This is a genomic window from Cedecea sp. P7760 (genome assembly GCF_013386425.1).
Classification (GTDB): Bacteria; Pseudomonadota; Gammaproteobacteria; order Enterobacterales; family Enterobacteriaceae; genus Cedecea; species Cedecea selenatireducens.
This window is the reverse complement of the sequence record NZ_JACARU010000011.1, coordinates 17,813-34,151: the sequence shown is the minus strand read 5'-3', so window position 1 is coordinate 34,151 and position 16,339 is coordinate 17,813. Positions and strand designations below refer to the sequence as shown.

16 protein-coding genes are annotated in these 16,339 nt (G+C 52.6%); 15 read left to right on the top strand and 1 reads right to left on the bottom strand.

Translation table 11 applies throughout. From position 1 onward, the window contains the following. Positions 1-19 precede the first annotated feature (19 nt). Positions 20-814 (bottom strand): type I methionyl aminopeptidase, encoded by a 795-nt coding sequence (gene map / locus HX778_RS04575; RefSeq protein ID WP_038475452.1) that lies wholly within the window; start codon positions 812-814, stop codon positions 20-22. 314 nt (positions 815-1,128) lie between these two features. Here map and rpsB point away from each other — a divergent pair, with 314 nt between their 5' ends. From rpsB to rnhB, 15 genes are all read left to right on the top strand, one after another. Continuing rightward, a complete protein-coding gene (gene rpsB / locus HX778_RS04570) occupies positions 1,129-1,854 on the top strand; it encodes a 30S ribosomal protein S2 (RefSeq protein ID WP_038475450.1) in 726 nt (241 codons plus the stop codon). A 135-nt stretch (positions 1,855-1,989) separates the two neighbouring features. Next, positions 1,990-2,841: a translation elongation factor Ts gene (gene tsf / locus HX778_RS04565; RefSeq protein ID WP_008456925.1), complete on the top strand. Its 852-nt coding sequence runs from the start codon at positions 1,990-1,992 to the stop codon at positions 2,839-2,841. A 147-nt stretch (positions 2,842-2,988) separates the two neighbouring features. After that, the gene (gene pyrH, locus HX778_RS04560) at positions 2,989-3,714 is read left to right on the top strand and encodes a UMP kinase (protein WP_038475448.1); all 726 of its coding nucleotides are present in this window, start codon (positions 2,989-2,991) and stop codon (positions 3,712-3,714) included. Positions 3,715-3,852: 138 nt separating this feature from the next. After that, positions 3,853-4,410, top strand: a complete 558-nt coding sequence (frr, locus tag HX778_RS04555) for a ribosome recycling factor (RefSeq protein ID WP_038475447.1) — start codon at positions 3,853-3,855, stop codon at positions 4,408-4,410. Positions 4,411-4,704: 294 nt separating this feature from the next. Further along, positions 4,705-5,904: a 1-deoxy-D-xylulose-5-phosphate reductoisomerase gene (gene ispC, locus HX778_RS04550; RefSeq protein WP_176981389.1), complete on the top strand. Its 1,200-nt coding sequence runs from the start codon at positions 4,705-4,707 to the stop codon at positions 5,902-5,904. 186 nt (positions 5,905-6,090) lie between these two features. After that, positions 6,091-6,843 carry a (2E,6E)-farnesyl-diphosphate-specific ditrans,polycis-undecaprenyl-diphosphate synthase gene (gene ispU, locus HX778_RS04545; RefSeq protein ID WP_038475445.1) on the top strand — a complete coding sequence of 251 codons (753 nt, stop codon included), beginning with the start codon at positions 6,091-6,093 and terminating at the stop codon, positions 6,841-6,843. Positions 6,844-6,861: 18 nt separating this feature from the next. Next, on the top strand, positions 6,862-7,719 hold the full coding sequence (gene cdsA / locus HX778_RS04540) for a phosphatidate cytidylyltransferase (RefSeq protein ID WP_038475443.1): 858 nt from the start codon (positions 6,862-6,864) through the stop codon (positions 7,717-7,719). Between the two features lie 11 nt (positions 7,720-7,730). Further along, positions 7,731-9,083, top strand: a complete 1,353-nt coding sequence (rseP, locus tag HX778_RS04535; protein WP_038475440.1) for a sigma E protease regulator RseP — start codon at positions 7,731-7,733, stop codon at positions 9,081-9,083. 33 nt (positions 9,084-9,116) lie between these two features. Then, entirely contained in the window at positions 9,117-11,522 is a 2,406-nt protein-coding gene (gene bamA / locus HX778_RS04530; protein WP_038475436.1) for an outer membrane protein assembly factor BamA, read from the top strand. 124 nt (positions 11,523-11,646) lie between these two features. Further along, on the top strand, positions 11,647-12,147 hold the full coding sequence (gene skp, locus HX778_RS04525) for a molecular chaperone Skp (protein WP_038475434.1): 501 nt from the start codon (positions 11,647-11,649) through the stop codon (positions 12,145-12,147). A gap of 3 nt (positions 12,148-12,150) precedes the next feature. Next, positions 12,151-13,176, top strand: coding sequence for a UDP-3-O-(3-hydroxymyristoyl)glucosamine N-acyltransferase (gene lpxD, locus HX778_RS04520; RefSeq protein WP_176981388.1), 1,026 nt, complete (start codon positions 12,151-12,153; stop codon positions 13,174-13,176). A gap of 148 nt (positions 13,177-13,324) precedes the next feature. Continuing rightward, entirely contained in the window at positions 13,325-13,780 is a 456-nt protein-coding gene (gene fabZ, locus HX778_RS04515) for a 3-hydroxyacyl-ACP dehydratase FabZ (protein ID WP_016534975.1), read from the top strand. A 3-nt stretch (positions 13,781-13,783) separates the two neighbouring features. Continuing rightward, on the top strand, positions 13,784-14,572 hold the full coding sequence (lpxA, locus tag HX778_RS04510; protein WP_176981387.1) for an acyl-ACP--UDP-N-acetylglucosamine O-acyltransferase: 789 nt from the start codon (positions 13,784-13,786) through the stop codon (positions 14,570-14,572). After that, on the top strand, positions 14,573-15,721 hold the full coding sequence (gene lpxB / locus HX778_RS04505; RefSeq protein ID WP_038475426.1) for a lipid-A-disaccharide synthase: 1,149 nt from the start codon (positions 14,573-14,575) through the stop codon (positions 15,719-15,721). Beyond that, complete coding sequence (gene rnhB / locus HX778_RS04500; protein ID WP_038475424.1) at positions 15,718-16,314, top strand: ribonuclease HII; 597 nt, start codon at positions 15,718-15,720, stop codon at positions 16,312-16,314. The genes lpxB and rnhB overlap by 4 nt, the downstream gene beginning before the upstream one ends. Positions 16,315-16,339 lie beyond the last annotated feature (25 nt).

The window sequence follows — 16,339 nt, the reverse complement described above, 5'->3', positions numbered from 1 at the left end:
GCTGACTGACGTCAGGGCATCATTCGTTATGCGAAATCACTGCAGGGATGGTGTCATCTTTACGCAGGGTCATAATCTCGCAGCCGTTCTCCGTCACCACAATAGTATGCTCGTATTGAGCAGACAAGCTGCGATCTTTGGTTTTCACCGTCCAGCCGTCTTTCATGGTGCGAATGCGGTAATCACCGGCGTTGACCATAGGTTCGATGGTGAAGGTCATGCCCGGCTGAAGTACCACGCCGCCGTCGTCTGCGTCGTAGTGAAGAACCTGTGGTTCTTCATGGAACACGCGGCCAATGCCGTGACCACAGTACTCGCGCACAACGGAGAAACCTTCGGCCTCAACGAACTTCTGGATAGCCGCGCCAAGGGTGCGCAGACGGATGCCCGGCTTCACCATGCGCAGCGCCAGATAGAGACTTTCCTGGGTGATGCGGCACAGGCGTTCGCCAAGAATCGTTGGATTACCTACGATGAACATCTTTGAGGTATCGCCGTGGTATTCGTCTTTGATAACGGTGACGTCGATGTTAACGATATCGCCGTCTTTCAGCGCTTTTTCATCGTCTGGAATGCCGTGGCAAACCACTTCATTGATAGAAATACAGACCGATTTTGGGAAGCCGTGGTAGCCCAGACAGGCGGAAATGGCCTGCTGTTCATTCACGATGTAGTCATTACAGATGCGATCCAGCTCGCCGGTGGTAATACCCGGTTTTACGTGGGGTTCGATCATTTCCAGCACTTCGGCAGCCAGGCGGCCAGCGATGCGCATTTTTTCGATTTCTTCAGGTGTCTTAATTGAGATAGCCATATCAGATCCGCAGATGTCGATAACGTCGACATGAAATGAGCAGGGAAGTTGCTGTAATGGTATCAGGGGGGGCGTCTCCCTGCAAAATTGAGAATCATCAAACGGGCATCACGGCAACAACTATTGGAGTCTGAGCGCCATTTATGGTATAAAGCGCGCCGGACTTGTATTCCGATTTTTCGGGTACAGCCAAATACGCTCACTTTGTGTAAATAACACACACGTATCGACACATGTTCCGGGGTGCCCTTTGGGGTCGGCAATATGGGATACGTGGAGGCATAACCCCATACTTTATATAGAGGTTTTAAAACATGGCTACTGTTTCCATGCGCGACATGCTCAAGGCTGGTGTTCACTTTGGTCACCAGACCCGTTACTGGAACCCGAAAATGAAGCCTTTCATCTTCGGCGCACGTAACAAAGTTCACATCATCAACCTTGAGAAAACTGTACCAATGTTCAACGAAGCGCTGGCTGAACTGAACAAGATTTCTTCTCGCAAAGGCAAAATCCTTTTCGTTGGTACTAAACGCGCTGCAAGCGAAGCGGTGAAAGACGCTGCTAACAGCTGCGATCAGTTCTTCGTGAACCATCGCTGGTTGGGCGGCATGCTGACTAACTGGAAAACCGTTCGTCAGTCCATCAAACGTCTGAAAGACCTGGAAATTCAGGCTCAAGACGGTACTTTCGACAAGCTGACTAAGAAAGAAGCGCTGATGCGCACTCGTGAGCTGGACAAGCTGGAAAACAGCCTGGGCGGTATCAAAGACATGGGCGGCCTGCCGGACGCACTGTTTGTTATCGATGCCGATCACGAGCACATCGCTATCAAAGAAGCAAACAACCTGGGTATCCCAGTATTTGCTATCGTTGATACCAACTCTGATCCGGACGGTGTTGATTTCGTTATCCCTGGTAACGACGATGCTATCCGTGCTGTTAGCCTGTACCTGGGCGCTGTAGCTGCAACCGTTCGTGAAGGCCGTTCTCAGGATCTGGCTTCTCAGGCGGAAGAAAGCTTCGTAGAAGCAGAATAATAAGGCACGCTCGCCAGAGCCCTTATTTAACCAGGTAGTATCTCGTTTGGTTAGGGGCCTTTTTATGGCCCCTTTTTCACTTTTAAGCCCGTCTGGCCACCGTGTCGGGCAGGCCACATCTCCGAGGATTTTAGAATGGCTGAAATTACCGCATCCCTGGTAAAAGAGCTGCGTGAGCGTACTGGCGCTGGCATGATGGATTGTAAAAAAGCGCTGACCGAAGCCAACGGCGACATCGAGCTGGCAATCGAGAACATGCGTAAATCCGGTGCGATCAAAGCAGCTAAAAAAGCAGGCAACGTTGCTGCTGACGGCGTGATCATCACTAAGATCGACGGCAACTACGGCGTGATTCTGGAAGTTAACTGCCAGACCGACTTCGTAGCTAAAGACGGCGGTTTCCAGGCGTTTGCTAATAAAGTTCTGGATGCAGCAGTTGCTGGCAAAATCACCGACGTTGAAGTTCTGAAAGCGCAGTTCGAAGAAGAGCGCGTTGCACTGGTTGCTAAAATCGGTGAGAACATCAACATCCGTCGCGTTTCTTCCCTGGAAGGCGAAGTTCTGGGTTCTTACCAGCACGGCGCACGTATCGGTGTTCTGGTTGCGGCTAAAGGCGCTGATGAAGAGCTGGTTAAACAGCTGGCAATGCACATCGCTGCAAGCAAGCCTGAGTTCGTTAAACCTGAAGACGTTTCTGCAGAAGTTGTAGAGAAAGAATACCAGGTTCAGCTGGACATCGCGATGCAGTCCGGTAAACCAAAAGAAATCGCAGAGAAAATGGTTGAAGGCCGCATGAAGAAATTCACCGGCGAAGTTTCTCTGACTGGTCAGCCGTTCGTGATGGACCCAAGCAAAACTGTTGCTCAGCTGCTGAAAGAGCACAACGCTGACGTGACTAACTTCATCCGCTTCGAAGTGGGTGAAGGCATCGAGAAAGTTGAGACTGACTTTGCAGCAGAAGTTGCTGCTATGTCCAAGCAGTCTTAATGGCTTAAAAGGAACCGCCAACCGGCGGTTCCTTTTTATCCAGCTTTACAGTTTCAGAGCGCTCCGTTAGGCGAGCGGGCTGAAATGCGACAGAATGTCGCCAGAATTAACCATCCCCCATTCGTTGACTGTTCTCAGGAAAGAAACATGGCTACCAATGCAAAACCCGTCTACAAACGTATTCTGCTCAAACTGAGCGGCGAAGCTCTGCAAGGCACAGAAGGCTTTGGTATTGACGCGAGTATTCTGGACCGTATGGCTCAGGAAATTAAAGAGCTGGTGGAACTTGGCATTCAGGTCGGGGTGGTAATCGGCGGTGGCAACTTATTCCGTGGTGCAGGTCTGGCAAAAGCCGGCATGAACCGCGTCGTGGGCGACCACATGGGCATGCTGGCGACCGTCATGAACGGCCTGGCGATGCGTGATGCGCTCCACCGCGCCTATGTGAACGCCCGCCTGATGTCCGCTATTCCATTGAATGGCGTTTGCGACAACTACAGCTGGGCAGAAGCGATTAGCCTGCTGCGCGCGAACCGCGTGGTTATTCTTGCTGCCGGTACCGGTAACCCGTTCTTTACCACTGACTCTGCCGCCTGCCTGCGCGGGATTGAAATTGAAGCAGACGTGGTGCTGAAAGCCACCAAGGTGGATGGCGTGTTTACCGCCGATCCGGTGAAAGATCCTGCTGCGACGCTGTACGAGCAGCTGACCTACACTGAAGTTCTTGATAAAGAACTTAAAGTTATGGATCTAGCCGCGTTTACCCTTGCTCGCGACCACAAATTGCCGATCCGCGTGTTCAACATGAATAAGCCGGGTGCGCTGCGTCGCGTGGTAATGGGTGAGAAAGAAGGCACTTTAATTACTGAATAATTTCAGTTGCCCTGTAATCAGGGTAAGATTTGGCTTTATCTACAGCCAGGAATAAACGGGACTATACTTAGCCTGCAGCGTCACTGCTGCCGTGAATAAGCGTGGTCCGCCTTAAACCAGTTTTCAAGGATTCGTAACGTGATTAGCGATATCAGAAAAGATGCTGAAGTGCGTATGGATAAATGCGTCGAAGCGTTTAAAAACCAAATCAGCAAAATCCGTACCGGCCGTGCTTCTCCAAGCCTGCTGGACGGTATCGTAGTGGAATACTACGGTACGCCAACTCCGCTGCGTCAGCTGGCCAGCGTTACCGTTGAGGATACCCGCACCCTGAAGATCAACGTCTTCGATCGTTCTTTGGGCCCGGCGGTTGAAAAAGCGATCATGGCTTCTGACCTCGGTCTGAACCCAAGCTCTGCGGGTACCGATATCCGTGTTCCACTGCCTCCGCTGACTGAAGAACGTCGTAAAGATCTGATTAAAATCGTACGTGGCGAAGCCGAAGGCGCACGCGTTGCGGTACGTAACGTTCGTCGTGACGCTAACGACAAAGTTAAAGCCCTGCTGAAAGACAAAGAGATCAGCGAAGATGACGATCGTCGTTCTCAGGATGACGTGCAGAAACTGACTGATGCAGCCATTAAGAAAGTGGATGCGGCTCTGTCTGAAAAAGAAACCGAGCTGATGCAGTTCTAAACCACATTTTTTTTGTGTATATACTCTAGATAATTCGAGTTGCAGGAAGGCGGCAAAGACGGACATCTTCAGGAGCATTGCTAACTATGTGACTGAAGTGGACGTATGCAGGTAACGCACCTGCAGCTTGAAGTATGACGAGTATAACGCCGTTCAGTAAGCCCTCGCGCATCGCGAAGCGTTTACGGGCGGCGTTTTGCTTTATAAAACGTCAGGCAAAGGCATAGACAACGGGCGCCTTGCGCCGCAAACTAATGCGCCATTAATCCTTCATTTTACGACTTTGAGTACCTCATGAAGCAGCTCACTATTCTTGGATCCACCGGCTCTATTGGCGTCAGCACGCTGAGCGTCGTTCGTCATAATCCTGACAAATTTGCCATAACGGCATTGGTTGCGGGCAGCAACGTCGGGAAAATGGTTGAGCAGTGCCTGGAGTTTTCGCCGCGGTTTGCGGTGATGGCCAGCGAGTCAGCGGCTGCGGAAGTCCGTAATCTCCTGAAAGAGCAGGGGAGTAAAACTGAGGTACTGGCGGGCGAGCAGGCGGCCTGTGAAGTTACGGCGTTAAGTGAAGTGGATCAGGTGATGGCCGCTATCGTTGGCGTAGCCGGGCTGCCGCCTACGCTGGCCGCTATTTCTGCGGGCAAGCAGGTGTTACTGGCGAATAAAGAGTCACTGATCACCTGCGGGCGACTGTTTATGGAAGCCGTTGCACGCAGTAAGGCGCAATTGTTGCCGATTGACAGCGAACACAACGCGATTTTTCAGAGTTTGCCGGAAACAATTCAGCGGAACCTGGGATACGCTAGCCTTGAGGATAATGGCGTATCGTCAATTATCCTCACCGGATCGGGTGGCCCGTTCCGGGAAACGGCTTATGCGGATTTAGCGGCAATGACGCCCGATCAGGCATGCAGCCACCCGAACTGGTCGATGGGGCGTAAAATTTCCGTCGACTCCGCCACCATGATGAATAAAGGTCTCGAATACATTGAAGCGCGTTGGTTATTCAACGCATCTGCAGCACAGATGGAAGTGCTGATTCATCCTCAGTCGGTCATTCACTCAATGGTTCGCTACCGTGACGGCAGCGTACTTGCTCAGCTGGGAGCGCCTGATATGCGCACGCCTATCGCGCATGCTATGGCTTACCCTGCACGCGTTGAATCCGGCGTCGCACCGCTCGATTTCTGTAAAACAGGCTCGTTGACCTTTATGGAGCCTGATTTCGAACGTTATCCATGCCTGAAACTCGCTATTGATGCGAGTGCGCAAGGGCAGGCGGCGACTACCGCGCTTAATGCGGCAAATGAAGTGGTCGTTGAGGCTTTCCTGAATCAGCAGGTGCGGTTTACCGACATCGCGGTGTTAAACCGCAGCGTGCTTGAGGCAATGAACTTAAGCGAACCGCAAAGCGTGGAAGAAGTGCTGCGTGTGGATGCAATTGCTCGTGAAATCGCCAAAAAACAAGTGATGAACCTCGCAAGCCGGTGATAATTCAGCCGGCTGAAGTGCCGCCATTTGTTCGCTTTGTGCTTCAGTGATATAGTCTGCGCCACTTAATCGCCAGATGTGACTGAGCGTTAGGTGGAAAGCCGTGTCACAACACGGCTTTTTTGTGCACCAGGCTTCAGTATTCCTGAGTACCGCTTAATTTTTTTCAGGGAATCATTACGCGTTATGTTGTCTGCTAATCAACAATTAAGCGAATCCTTAATCACGCAGGGCGCACGCCATGTTGCCATCATCATGGATGGTAACGGCCGGTGGGCTAAGCGTCAGGGGAAAATGAGGGTTTTCGGTCATAAAGCTGGCGCAAAATCGGTACGCCGGGCTGTTACCTTTGCAGCGAACAACGGCATTGATGCGCTGACGCTTTACGCTTTTAGCAGCGAGAACTGGAACCGCCCGGCTCAGGAAGTGACCGCATTGATGGAGCTGTTCGTCTGGGCATTAGACAGTGAGGTTAAAAGCCTTCACCGCCATAATGTCCGCTTACGGGTAATCGGCGATACCAGCCGATTCAACCTCCGCCTGCAAGAACGAATCAAAAAAGCTGAAGCATTAACCAGTGAGAATACTGGGCTGACGCTCAATATCGCCGCGAATTATGGCGGGCGTTGGGATATCATTCAGGGAGTGCGACAGCTTGCGTCGCAGGTGCAGGAAGGCTCATTGCGCCCGGATCAGATAGATGAAGAACTGCTCGGTCAGCAGATCTGCATGCATGAACTGGCTCCCGTAGATTTAGTAATTAGGACAGGGGGAGAGCATCGCATCAGTAATTTCCTCATCTGGCAAATTGCCTATGCGGAACTTTATTTTACCGATGTTCTTTGGCCTGATTTCGATGAACAAGACTTTGAAGGTGCGCTAAATGCTTTTGCAACCCGAGAGCGTCGTTTTGGTGGCACAGCACCTGGTGGTGAATAAGCCTGTTGGGGGTCACTTTTGCTGAAGTATCGCCTGATTTCCGCGTTTATTATGATTCCCATTGTAATCGCGGCGCTGTTTTGGCTTCCGCCAGTAGGCTTTGCGATTGCTACGCTGGTCATTTGTATGCTGGCTGCATGGGAATGGGGTCAACTTGCTGGTTTCGTTGCGCGTTCACAGCGCGTCTGGCTGGCCGTTCTTTGTGGGCTGCTGCTTGCGGTCATGCTGATTTCGCTGCCAGAGTACCGGCATTCGGTGCATTTACCGGTAATTGAAATCTCGCTTTGGGCTTCGTTGGTCTGGTGGGTAGCGGCGCTGTTGCTGGTTCTGTTTTACCCGGCCTCTGCGGCGCTGTGGCGCAATTCTAAGCCGATCCGCCTGGTCTTTGGCCTGCTAACCATTATTCCGTTCTTCTGGGGCATGGTCGCGCTGCGTAGCTGGCATTATGATATTAACCACTACAGCGGTTCAATCTGGCTGTTGTACGTGATGGTGCTGGTGTGGGGCGCAGATTCAGGCGCTTATGTCTTTGGGAAAATGTTTGGCAAGCATAAGCTTGCGCCAAAGGTTTCCCCAGGCAAGACCTGGCAGGGGTTTATCGGCGGTCTTGCGACGTCTGCCGTTATCTCTTTGCTGTTCGGCATGTGGGCTGATTTAAACGTTGCGCCTGTTGTTCTGCTAACCTGTTCCATTGTCGCCGCGCTGGCGTCCGTGCTGGGTGATTTAACCGAGAGTATGTTCAAGCGCGAGGCCGGTATTAAAGATAGTGGTCACCTTATCCCAGGACATGGTGGTATTCTTGACCGCATTGACAGTCTGACAGCGGCGGTGCCGGTGTTTGCGTGTCTGCTGCTTCTGGTATTCAGGACGATTTAACGGAAGGTTTTATGCTGAGCATACTCTGGAATTTGGCTGCGTTTATCGTTGCACTGGGTGTTTTAATTACCGTGCATGAGTTTGGCCATTTTTGGGTTGCTCGCCGCTGTGGCGTTCGTGTGGAACGCTTCTCCATCGGGTTTGGTAAGGCGCTATGGCGTCGTACCGACCGCCAGGGAACCGAGTTTGTTATTGCGCTAATCCCGCTGGGCGGCTACGTCAAAATGCTGGATGAGCGCGTTGAACCGGTGTTACCGGAAATGCGCCATGCGGCGTTCAACAACAAAACGGTTTCACAGAGGGCGGCTATCATTGCCGCCGGGCCTGTCGCTAACTTCATCTTCGCTATCTTTGCCTACTGGCTCGTGTTTATCATTGGCATCCCTAGCCTGCGCCCGGTGATCGGTGAAATAACCCCCAACTCTATCGCTGCCGAAGCACAAATTAGCGCCGGGATGGAACTAAAAGCGATAGATGGCATCGAAACGCCTGATTGGGATGCTGTTCGTTTAGCTTTAATCGGTAAGATTGGCGACGCGAGCGCCCGAGTCTCTTATGCGCCGTTTGGGACGAACCAAACTCGGGATGTGACTCTCGATTTGAGCCACTGGCAGTTTGAGCCTGATAAGCAGGATCCGGTAACATCACTTGGCTTCAGGCCTCGTGGTCCGCAGATTGAAAACGTACTGGATGAAGTCCAGCCTCAGTCAGCGGCAAGTAAGGCCGGTTTGCAAGCCGGGGACAGGATCGTTAAAGTCAACGGTCAGCCGCTCCTTCAGTGGAGCACGTTTGTTAACCTGGTTCGTGATAATCCAGGGCAGGCGCTGGCTGTAGAGATTGAAAGACAGGGTAGCCCCTTGTCTTTGACGCTGATACCGGATACAAAACCGGGTAAAGCGAAGGCTGAAGGGTTTGCAGGGGTGATACCTAAAATTATCCCGCTGCCTGATGAGTACAAAACAGTGCGTCAGTATGGGCCGTTCACCGCTGTAGCAGAAGCCACGGATAAAACCTGGCAACTGATGAAGCTGACGGTCAACATGCTGGGGAAATTAATAACCGGTGATGTAAAACTGAACAACCTCAGTGGGCCAATCTCCATAGCTCAAGGTGCAGGTATGTCGGCGGAATATGGTTTAATTTACTTCCTGATGTTCCTGGCGCTTATCAGCGTCAACTTAGGGATTATTAATCTGTTTCCACTCCCCGTCCTTGACGGCGGGCACCTGCTCTTTTTGGCGGTTGAGAAACTGAAAGGCACACCGGTTTCCGAGCGAGTTCAGGACTTCAGTTATCGCATTGGCTCTATCTTGCTGGTGCTATTAATGGGGCTTGCACTTTTCAATGATTTCTCTCGTTTATAGAGAGAATTAGGTTAGGAAGAACGCATAACAACGATGGCGATGAAAAAGCTCCTCATAGCGTCGCTGCTGTTTAGCAGCGCCACCGTATACGGTGCAGACGGGTTCGTGGTGAAAGACATTCATTTCGAAGGCCTGCAGCGAGTCGCCGTCGGTGCGGCCCTCCTCAGTATGCCAGTGCGCGTAGGCGACACTGTCTCTGACGAGGATATCAGTAATACAATCCGCTCACTGTTTGCCACCGGCAACTTTGAAGATGTGCGGGTTCTGCGTGATGGCAACTCGCTGCTGGTGCAGGTCAAAGAGCGCCCGACAATTGCCAGCATCACCTTCTCCGGCAACAAGTCGGTGAAAGATGACATGCTCAAGCAGAACCTCGAAGCCTCCGGCGTGCGTGTGGGTGAATCCCTCGATCGTACGACCCTGGGCGACATCGAGAAAGGGCTGGAAGATTTCTACTACAGCGTCGGTAAATACAGCGCCAGCGTTAAAGCTGTCGTCACGCCGCTGCCGCGTAACCGCGTTGACCTCAAGCTGGTATTCCAGGAAGGCGTCTCTGCGAAAATCCAGCAGATCAACATCGTGGGCAACCATGCGTTTACCACGGATGAACTGATCTCTCGCTTCCAGCTGCGTGATGAAGTGCCGTGGTGGAACGTTGTGGGTGACCGTAAATACCAGAAACAGAAGCTGGCGGGTGACCTTGAAACCCTGCGTAGCTACTATCTGGACCGTGGCTATGCGCGTTTCAATATTGATTCCACGCAGGTTAGCCTGACGCCGGACAAGAAAAGCATTTACGTGACGATTAACATCACTGAAGGCGATCAGTACAAGATTGCCGGCGTGGATGTGAAAGGCAATCTGGCAGGGCATTCAGCAGAAATTGAAAGCCTGACCAAAATGAAGCCGGGTGAGCTGTATAACGGCACCAAAGTCACCAAAATGGAAGACGACATTAAGAAACTGCTGGGCCGTTATGGCTATGCGTATCCGCGCGTACAGACCCAGCCAGAAATTAATGACGCTGACAAAACCGTGAAGCTGCACGTTAACGTCGACTCCGGTAACCGTTACTACGTGCGTAAGATCCGCTTCGAAGGTAACGACACCAGTAAAGATTCTGTTCTGCGTCGCGAAATGCGCCAGATGGAAGGGGCCTGGCTGGGTAGCAACCTGGTTGATGCCGGTAAAGAGCGTCTGAACCGTCTGGGCTACTTCGAGACCGTCGATGTGGATACCCAGCGCGTGTCGGGCAGCCCGGATCAGGTTGACGTCGTCTACAAGGTTAAAGAGCGCAACACCGGTAGCTTCAACTTCGGTGTTGGCTACGGTACTGAAAGTGGCGTGAGCTTCCAGGTTGGCGTTCAGCAGGATAACTGGCTGGGTACGGGTTACTCTGTCGGTATCAGCGGAACCAAAAACGACTACCAGACCTACGCGGAACTGTCGGCGACCGATCCGTACTTTACGGTTGATGGCGTTAGCCTCGGCGGTCGTATCTTCTATAACGACTTTAAAGCTGATGATGCGGACCTGTCCGACTACACCAACAAAAGCTACGGTTTAGATACCACGCTGGGCTTCCCGGTAAACGAATACAACACGCTGCGTCTCGGCCTGGGCTATGTGCATAACGATCTGTCGAATATGCAGCCTCAGATAGCAATGTGGCGTTACCTGGATTCTGTGGGTCAGCACCCGAATATGAACGCCAGTGACAACAGTTTCTCGGCGGATGACTTCACTCTGAACTATGGTTGGACATACAACAACCTCGACCGCGGTTATTTCCCGACGGATGGTTCTCGCGTTAACCTGAATGGTAAAGTCACCGTTCCAGGCTCTGATAACGAGTTCTATAAAGTGACGTTAGATACGGCGACTTACTTCCCGATCAACGACGATCATACATGGGTCATGTTGGGCCGTACCCGTTGGGGTTACGGTGATGGTCTGGGTGGCAAAGAACTTCCGTTCTACGAGAACTTCTATGCCGGTGGTTCAAGCACCGTGCGTGGGTTCCAGTCGAACAACATTGGTCCTAAAGCGGCTTACTTCGGGCCGAACCAGCGTAACTGTACAACCGGGAATGTGTGTAACTCTAACGATGCGGTGGGCGGTAACGCCATGGGTGTTGCCAGCTTTGAGCTGATTACCCCGACGCCGTTCCTGAGCGAGAAGTACTCGAACTCCGTTCGAACTTCCCTGTTCGTTGACGCGGGTACCGTTTGGGATACCAAATGGGAAAATACCGCCGAAACCAGAGCTGCGGGTATACCTGATTACAGTACGCCAGGTAATATTCGTATGTCTGCAGGTTTGGCATTGCAGTGGATGTCTCCTCTGGGGCCGCTGGTCTTCTCTTATGCCCAGCCGTTTAAGAAATATGAGGGAGACAAGGCAGAACAGTTCCAGTTTAACATTGGTAAAACCTGGTAATTTGTTCTGCGCGAAGGAACGCAACAGCAGTGAGGCGTTGCACCCGTTAGCCGCTTAGTCAGTTCGCGGGTGTTCGCAAAAAAACAGTGTCTTCGGACACCTATGGGATGGTAAGGAGTTTATTGTGAAAAAGTGGTTAGTTGCCGCAGGTCTCGGGATTGCTATGGTTGCTTCAGCCGGCGCTCAGGCTGCCTCCAGCATCGCAGTAGTTAACATGGGCAACCTGTTCCAACAGGTCGCACAAAGCACTGGTGTTTCTAAAACCCTGGAAAATGAGTTCAAAGGCCGTGCCGGCGAACTGCAGGGGATGGAAAACGATCTGCAATCCAAAATGCAACGCCTGCAGCGCGATGGTTCAACCATGAAAGCTTCAGATCGCAGCAAAATGGAAAAAGACGTGATGGCTCAACGTCAGTCGTTCTCCGAAAAAGCACAGGCTTTTGAGCAGGATCGCAACCGTCGTTCCAACGAAGAGCGCAGCAAACTGGTTACTCGTATCCAGGCCGCTGTGAAGAAAGTTGCAGATGACAAAGGTTATGATGTTGTTCTGGATGCAAACACCGTTGCTTACGCAGGTAACGACGTGAAAGACATCACTGCAGACGTACTGAAACAGGTTAAATAAGTAATGTCTTCAATTCGACTGGCTGAATTAGCCCAGCAGTTGGATGCAGAATTGCACGGTGATGGCGATCTCGTCATCACCGGCGTTGCATCTATGCAAACTGCTCAGTCTGGCCACATCACGTTCATGGTTAATCCTCGTTATCGTGAACATCTGGCAGTCTGCCAGGCTTCTGCCGTCGTCATGACCGAAGCCGACCTCCCTTACGCCAAAAGTGCGGCGCTGGTAGTGAAGAATCCCTACCTGACCTATGCCCGCATGGCACAAATTCTTGATACCACGCCTCAGCCTGCAAGTGATATCGCACCCAGCGCGGCGATCGATGCGACGGCTAAGCTGGGTAATAATGTTTCCGTCGGCGCGAATGCCGTTATCGAATCGGGCGTTGAGCTTGGCGATAACGTGGTTATTGGCGCAGGCTGTTTCGTAGGCAAAAATACCAAAATCGGCGCTGGCAGCCGTTTATGGGCGAATGTCTCCATCTATCACAACATCGAAATCGGCGCTCAATGCCTGATTCAGTCCAGCACTGTGATTGGTTCTGACGGCTTCGGTTATGCCAACGATCGCGGTAACTGGGTGAAAATTCCTCAGCTGGGCCGGGTGATTATTGGCGATCGCGTTGAGATTGGCGCCTGCACAACTATCGACCGCGGTGCACTGGATGACACGATTATCGGCAATGGTGTTATCATTGATAACCAGTGCCAGATTGCACATAACGTTGTGATTGGCGACAATACTGCGGTTGCGGGTGGCGTTATCATGGCAGGCAGCCTGAAAATTGGCCGTTATTGCATGATTGGTGGTGCCAGCGTGATCAACGGCCATATGGAAATCTGTGACAAGGTGACCGTGACCGGTATGGGCATGGTAATGCGCCCGATCACCGAACCAGGGGTTTACTCCTCGGGGATCCCACTGCAGCCTAATAAAGCGTGGCGTAAAACCGCTGCCCTGGTGATGAATATCGATGAGATGAGCAAACGCTTAAAAACCATCGAACGTAAGGTCAATCAACAAGACTGATCGTCGCCTGCTCCCTGCGCTGCCGTGCTTCCGGCCATAAGGGTTGGAGCGTGAGACGCGCGTTTTGATTTGCGGCCTGCTGGCTTTCTTTGATAGCCGCAGGCCGTGTTATTATTGTCATTTAGAATATTTAGACAGGAAGAGTATTTTGACAACTGACACTCATACTCTGCACATTGAAGAGATTTTAGAGCTTCTGCCGCACCGTTATCCGTTCTTGCTGGTTGACCGCGTGCTGGATTTTGAAGAAGGTCGTTTTCTGCGCGCAGTAAAAAATGTCTCTGTAAATGAGCCGTTTTTCCAGGGCCACTTCCCGGGCAAGCCAATTTTCCCTGGCGTGCTGATTCTGGAAGCCATGGCGCAGGCTACCGGTATTCTGGCGTTTAAAAGCGTGGGTAAACTTGAGCCTGGTGAACTGTACTATTTTGCTGGTATCGATGAAGCGCGCTTCAAGCGCCCGGTCGTGCCAGGCGATCAGATGGTTATGGAAGTCACCTTTGAGAAAACTCGTCGTGGTCTGACGCGTTTCAAAGGCGTTGCGACCGTTGACGGAAAAATTGTCTGCGAAGCAACCATGATGTGCGCACGCAGCCGGGAGGCCTAATACGTGATTGATAAGTCCGCCTTTATTCATCCAACCGCTATCGTGGAAGAGGGTGCCGTTATCGGCCCTAACGTCCACATTGGCCCGTTTTGTCTCGTAGGTCCAAACGTTGAAATCGGCGAAGGTACGGTACTGAAATCCCATGTTGTCGTAAACGGCCATACTAAAATTGGCCGTGATAACGAGATTTACCAGTTCGCGTCTATCGGTGAAGTTAACCAGGATCTGAAATATGCGGGTGAGCCGACTCGTGTGGAAATTGGCGATCGCAACCGCATTCGCGAAAGCGTCACCATCCATCGCGGAACGGTACAAGACGAGGGATTGACGAAGGTGGGTAGCGATAACCTGCTGATGATCAATGCGCATATTGCGCATGATTGTCGGGTTGGCGATCGCGTTATCCTCGCGAACAACGCAACGCTCGCAGGTCACGTACAAATTGGGGATCACGCCATCATTGGTGGGATGACCGCGGTGCATCAGTTCTGCATCATCGGTGCTCACGTTATGGTTGGCGGCTGTTCCGGCGTCGCGCAGGACGTTCCACCTTACGTTATCGCTCAGGGCAACCATGCGACACCGTTTGGCGTGAACATCGAAGGCCTGAAGCGTCGCGGTTTCAGCAAAGAGGCGCTGCACGCTATTCGTAACGCCTACAAGATCCTCTATCGCAGCGGCAAAACGCTTGAAGAGGCGAAGCCGGAAATTGCTGAAATTGCAGCTCAGCATCCGGAAGTGAACGCATTTGTTGAATTCTTTGCGCGCTCCACGCGTGGTTTGATTCGCTAAATGAAGCCTGGTCGTCCCCTCACGATTGCCCTGGTCGCCGGAGAAACTTCCGGCGATATTCTTGGTGCCGGTCTCATCCGCGAACTTAAAGCCCGCGTGCCTGATGCTCGCTTTGTTGGCGTAGCCGGGCCGCTCATGCAGGCCGAAGGTTGTGAAACCTGGTATGAGATGGAAGAGCTTGCGGTCATGGGCATTGTTGAAGTGCTGGGCCGTTTACGCCGCCTGCTTCACATCCGCAGTGACCTCACAAAGCGCTTCACCGAGCTGCAGCCGGACGTGTTCGTCGGCATCGATGCGCCGGATTTCAACATTACCCTCGAAGGCAACCTCAAGAAGCAGGGGATCCGCACGATCCACTACGTCAGCCCGTCCGTTTGGGCATGGCGACAAAAACGCGTTTTCAAAATTGGCAGATCGACCGATCTGGTGCTGGCTTTTCTGCCTTTCGAAAAAGCGTTTTACGACCGGTTTAACGTCCCGTGTCGCTTCATCGGGCACACCATGGCAGATGCCATGCCGCTGGATCCGGATAAAAATGCCGCTCGCGCAACGTTAGGTATTGCGCCTGATGCAAAATGCCTGGCGCTGCTGCCCGGCAGCCGCGGCGCTGAGGTCGAAATGCTCAGCGCGGACTTCCTGAGAACCGCTCAATTACTGCGTAAGCGCTGGCCTGCGCTGGAAGTTGTCGTGCCGCTGGTGAATGCAAAACGTCGCGAGCAGTTTGAAAAAATTAAGGCCGAGATTGCCCCAGAGCTACACGTCCATCTGCTTGATGGAAAAGCACGTGAAGCGATGATTGCCAGCGACGCAGCGCTTCTGGCCTCCGGTACGGCGGCGCTTGAATGTATGCTGGCGAAATGCCCGATGGTCGTAGGCTATCGCATGAAGCCGTTTACCTTCTGGCTGGCGAAGCGCCTGGTGAAAACTGACTATGTTTCCCTGCCTAATCTGCTGGCAGGGCGTGAGCTGGTTAAAGAACTGCTGCAAAACGAGTGTGAGCCTATCGGGCTTGCCTGTGCGCTGGAGCCACTGCTGGAAGACGGCGCGGTCAGTCATCAAATGCACGATACCTTCCGGGCGTTGCATCAGCAGATCCGTTGCAACGCGGACCAACAGGCGGCGGACGCCGTGCTGGAGCTGGCTCAATGATCGAATTCGTTTACCCGCATACGCATCTCGTTGCAGGCGTTGATGAAGTGGGCCGCGGGCCTTTGGTTGGCGCAGTCGTTACCGCTGCGGTGATCCTCGATCCGGCAAGGCCGATCGTGGGCCTGGCAGATTCAAAAAAACTATCAGAGAAGCGTCGCCTGGCGCTGTATGACGAGATAATTGAGAAAGCGCTGAGCTGGAGTCTGGGCCGCGCCGAGCCGGAAGAGATCGATAAAATCAATATCCTGCATGCCACCATGCTGGCAATGCAGCGTGCTGTCGCAGGCTTGAGCGTGGTGCCGGAATACGTGCTGATCGATGGAAACCGTTGCCCTGCGCTGCCTGTGCCGTCGCTGGCGGTGGTAAAAGGCGACAGCCGGGTTGCAGAAATCAGCGCGGCGTCAATACTTGCCAAGGTCACGCGCGATCGTGAAATGGCCGAGCTGGATCTTAGCTTCCCGCAATACGGTTTTGCCCAACACAAGGGCTATCCAACCGCTTTTCATCTCGAAAAGCTGGCCGAGCATGGCGCCACCGAGCATCATCGCCGCAGCTTCGGTCCCGTCAAACGCGTGCTTGGGCTGGTGTCCTGAGCGCGAGTAGCTGATACAGAGTAAT

Excerpts from the sequence above, each read along its gene's own strand:
- rseP (WP_038475440.1), top strand. The coding sequence starts at position 7,731 with ATGCTGAGCATACTCTGGAATTTGGCTGCGTTTATCGTTGCACTGGGT.
- tsf (WP_008456925.1), top strand. The coding sequence starts at position 1,990 with ATGGCTGAAATTACCGCATCCCTGGTAAAAGAGCTGCGTGAGCGTACT.
- ispU (WP_038475445.1), top strand. The coding sequence starts at position 6,091 with ATGTTGTCTGCTAATCAACAATTAAGCGAATCCTTAATCACGCAGGGC.
- bamA (WP_038475436.1), top strand. The coding sequence starts at position 9,117 with ATGGCGATGAAAAAGCTCCTCATAGCGTCGCTGCTGTTTAGCAGCGCC.
- rnhB (WP_038475424.1), top strand. The coding sequence starts at position 15,718 with ATGATCGAATTCGTTTACCCGCATACGCATCTCGTTGCAGGCGTTGAT.
- map (WP_038475452.1), bottom strand. The coding sequence starts at position 814 with ATGGCTATCTCAATTAAGACACCTGAAGAAATCGAAAAAATGCGCATC.
- pyrH (WP_038475448.1), top strand. The coding sequence starts at position 2,989 with ATGGCTACCAATGCAAAACCCGTCTACAAACGTATTCTGCTCAAACTG.
- rpsB (WP_038475450.1), top strand. The coding sequence starts at position 1,129 with ATGGCTACTGTTTCCATGCGCGACATGCTCAAGGCTGGTGTTCACTTT.
- lpxD (WP_176981388.1), top strand. The coding sequence starts at position 12,151 with ATGTCTTCAATTCGACTGGCTGAATTAGCCCAGCAGTTGGATGCAGAA.
- lpxB (WP_038475426.1), top strand. The coding sequence starts at position 14,573 with ATGAAGCCTGGTCGTCCCCTCACGATTGCCCTGGTCGCCGGAGAAACT.
- ispC (WP_176981389.1), top strand. The coding sequence starts at position 4,705 with ATGAAGCAGCTCACTATTCTTGGATCCACCGGCTCTATTGGCGTCAGC.